The sequence below is a fragment of the Pseudomonas putida genome (assembly GCF_028682175.1).
Lineage (GTDB): Bacteria > Pseudomonadota > Gammaproteobacteria > Pseudomonadales > Pseudomonadaceae > Aquipseudomonas > Aquipseudomonas putida_AD.
On the sequence record NZ_JANHKS010000111.1, the window covers coordinates 1 to 635 of the forward strand.

The window sequence follows — 635 nt, forward strand, 5'->3', positions numbered from 1 at the left end:
AACGTGGCGCTTATCGCGGCGAAGGTTTTGTCGAGTCCACCGATGCCTGGGGCCATGTCCGCGCCGAGCAAGGCCTGCTGCTTTCAGCGACCAGAAGGGCTGGCGCCACATCCACGCAGATGGACATCAGCGAAGCCCACGCCCAGCTCAACGGCGCCGTCCAGACTGCAGAACGCCTCGATCAGGCCACACGCCAGGCCGAAGCGGGTGCACTGCAAGCCAATTTGATGCAGCGCAAACTCGCCGACAGCCTCGACCCCAAACAGGGCGCACACCACCCCCCGCAGGTCAACGGCCAGAATGCCACGCAACCCAACGGCCAGCAGCGCAACGGCGGCGACTCGGTGCCGAGTTTCAATGCGCCGCACATCGTGCTCGAAACCCCTAGCCACCTGAGCATGACCACGCCAAACAGCAGCGTCGCTTTCGCGGGCGAACACCTGCACGTCACGGCGCAACAGGACGGACAGTTAAGCGCCAAGCACAGCATTGCAGGCATCAGTGGTGACGGTGCGCAGTGGTTCACGGCTGACGGCGGCGCCAAGGTCATCGCCCAGAACGGCAACGTCAGCTTTCAAGCCCACAGCGACGCGCTGGAAATACTCGCTGACCAAAGCCTGACCCTGACCGCCACG

1 protein-coding gene is annotated in these 635 nt (G+C 64.1%); it reads left to right on the forward strand.

All coding sequences use genetic code 11. From position 1 onward, the window contains the following. Positions 1–635: DUF2345 domain-containing protein (locus NPS29_RS28675; protein ID WP_274136870.1), on the forward strand; the 635-nt coding region annotated here is incomplete at both ends.